The following is a 3,019-nucleotide window of genomic DNA, read 5'->3' on the forward strand; positions in this document are numbered from 1 at the left end:
GTCATTACGAACGAACCAGGTGGGGATGAGCGCTGGAGTGAGGAGAAACTATTTCTTGAGCGATAGCGAAAAATCTTCGGCGATATGCTATACAACGATGTATAGTTGACTGCCTGTCGCAGAAGATTTCTCTCTCGCGCCCCCCTCTTTCCCCCTCAAGCTCTCTCGAAATGACATTTTCTTTTATTAAAAGATGTGTTCTCACAGTAGCCCGTTGTGAGGGGAATAGCAGAAGGCCAGTTTTTTATATTCTTCCTAACATCAATCCAAACCCGGCTAATTTTCTGTTATTATTTGCTAAAATTAATTAGTGTGAAAAGAACAATTAATGTACATTTGAAATGTATTACCTTTAACTACCGTTATTACCAATTATTAAAAACCTGTTATGAACAAGAAGATCAGTTTATTAATAGCTGTATGCTGCAGCTTTTCGGCATTTGCGCAAAAACAGCAGGATTACCCCATACAACCGGTTCCGTTTACCAGCGTAAAACTTAGTGACCATTTCTGGACCTCGCGTATCGAAACCAATCGTACGACAACTATCCCGGCATCCTTTGCACGTTGCGAAAGTACCGGCAGAGTTAAAAATTTCCAGATGGCTGCTGCCCACTCGGGTAAGTTTTGTACTACCTATCCTTTTGATGATACCGATATTTATAAAACAGTTGAGGGCGCCTCGTACTCGCTGGCTGTTCATCCCGATAAACAGTTGGATCATTACCTCGATTCGCTTATTACCATAGTAGGCAAGGCCCAGGAGCCCGATGGCTACCTGTACACCGCCCGTACCATCGACCCCATACATCCGCAAGCCTGGGCAGRGCCCGAGCGCTGGGTTAATGAGCAGAACATGAGCCATGAATTGTATAACTGCGGCCACATGTTTGAAGCTGCTGCCGCGCATTATATGGCTACCGGCAAGCGCAACTTTTTGAACATCGCGCTAAAAAATGCCGATTTACTGGTGCGCACGTTTGGTCCGGGTAAAAGGACGGTAGCGCCGGGGCACGAAATCGTAGAAATGGGCCTGGTACGCCTGTACCGCATCAGCGGTAAAAAGGAATATCTTGACCTGGCTAAATTTTTTATAGATGCCCGCGGTCACAAGGAATACAACAAAAAAAGCAAAAATCCATTCGACAACGGCGTTTACTGGCAGGATGATACTCCCGTTACTAACCAGGAGGAAGCCGAAGGTCATGCCGTACGGGCCATGTACCTTTACTCGGGCATGACCGATGTTGCAGCGTTAACAGGTGATAAAGCATATATAGCTGCCATTGATAAGATCTGGGATAACATGGTGAGCAAAAAAATATACGTACAGGGCAGTATCGGCGCGGTTGGCGATGGCGAACGCTTTGGCGGTAATTACGAATTGCCAAACACTACCGCTTATAACGAAACCTGTGCGGCAATAGGCAACGTATTCTGGAACCAGCGGATGTTTTTACTACACGGCGATTCAAAATATATCGACTTGCTGGAGAAAACCCTGTATAATGGATTGATATCAGGCGTTGGGCTTGATGGTAAATCATTCTTTTACACCAATGCCATGCAGATTCGTGACAGTTTTACGCATCCAGATATTGAGCGCTCGCGCTCCGGCTGGTTTACCTGCTCGTGCTGTCCAACCAATATTGTACGTCTTATTCCATCTATCCCCGGCTATATGTATGCGCAAAATGGTAAAGATGTTTATGTAAACCTGTTCATCAGTGGTTCGGCAAATTTAAAAGTAAGTGACAAGGCGCTTAAAATAACCCAGCAGAATAATTACCCATGGGATGGCGGCCTGGTATTTAATATCGATCCGGCCTCGGCGATGGATATGAACCTTAAAATCAGGATCCCGGGTTGGGCGCAGGACAAAGCCATCCCCTCCGACCTATACAGCTACGAAAAGTCATCGGCACAAAAAATAGAGATTAAAGTAAATGGCAAAGCTGTTGATTACCAAATGGAGCATGGTTATGCCGTTATCAGCAAAAAATGGAAAAAGAATGATAAGGTTGAGCTTACCCTGCCTATGGATGTGCAGCGTGTAGTTGCCAACGAGAAATTAGCAGATGACAATGGTAAGGTTGCTATTCAGCGCGGCCCTATCATGTATTGTGCCGAGTGGAAAGATAACACCAACAAACCCAGCAGTTTCATTGTAGCTAAGAATGTTGTTTTTACGCCATCATATAATGCTGATTTGCTAAATGGCGTTATGACTTTAAAGGCCGAAGTAAAAAGTGTTAATGTAGATGAAGCCAATCAAAATGTAAGTACCGGCAATAGTACTTTAACAGCTATCCCATATTATTCATGGGCAAACCGTGGTAAAGGCGAGATGACAGTATGGTTCCCAGAGCAGGTGAAGTTTGTTGATTTGCTGAGTAAGTAGCCCGATCGTCTCCCCACCGGTCATTGGGAGTACCCATCACGGGTGTTTCCCAAAAAAAGGGGATGACGTGCTGGGTTTGGAGCTCAACAACAACCATGTCATTGCGAGGCACGAAGCAATCGCGAACTGTGCAGATCCGCTCTGTAAAGCCTGCGATTGCTTCGTGCCTCGCAATGACATGGGATATGATATTATTAAATTGTATTGATAATCAGCTGCTTGTAACRGAATCCGGTTATTAGTACCAAACTTACGAAGTTTTTAAAACTTCGTAAGTTTTCGCAATACACATATCCCAACCAAACTTCAATATGAAGCCCGGTTGGGATTTTTAGTTTAATAAATGTTACGCTTACATTTCTATTCTATTGAAATCTTTATACCTTTAAAAAGTATAAACAATCCGGTAAACCGTTCTGAGTCAATTATAAGCCATCGTTTGTTTTAAGGTAGCTTTTGATTGTATCATTAATCAATTAATTATGATTAGAAATATCTTTACAATGTTATTCCTTGTAGCCATCTGCTCAAGTGCATCAACCCAGGAGGTTTCCCTGAGTAAAGGCTGGAAACTTGCCGTTGGCGACTCGGTGCAATGGTCATCTCCAACTTATAACG

The 3,019-nt window shown here is 43.7% G+C and carries 1 protein-coding gene; it reads left to right on the plus strand.

Features of this window, described 5'->3' with window-relative positions:
• The first annotated feature begins 388 nt into the window (after positions 1-388).
• Positions 389-2,401: a glycoside hydrolase family 127 protein gene (locus AC1DPZ_RS24695; RefSeq protein ID WP_477408474.1), complete on the plus strand. Its 2,013-nt coding sequence runs from the start codon at positions 389-391 to the stop codon at positions 2,399-2,401.
• Positions 2,402-3,019 lie beyond the last annotated feature (618 nt).

This window comes from Mucilaginibacter sp. P4_G9, from assembly GCF_056400985.1.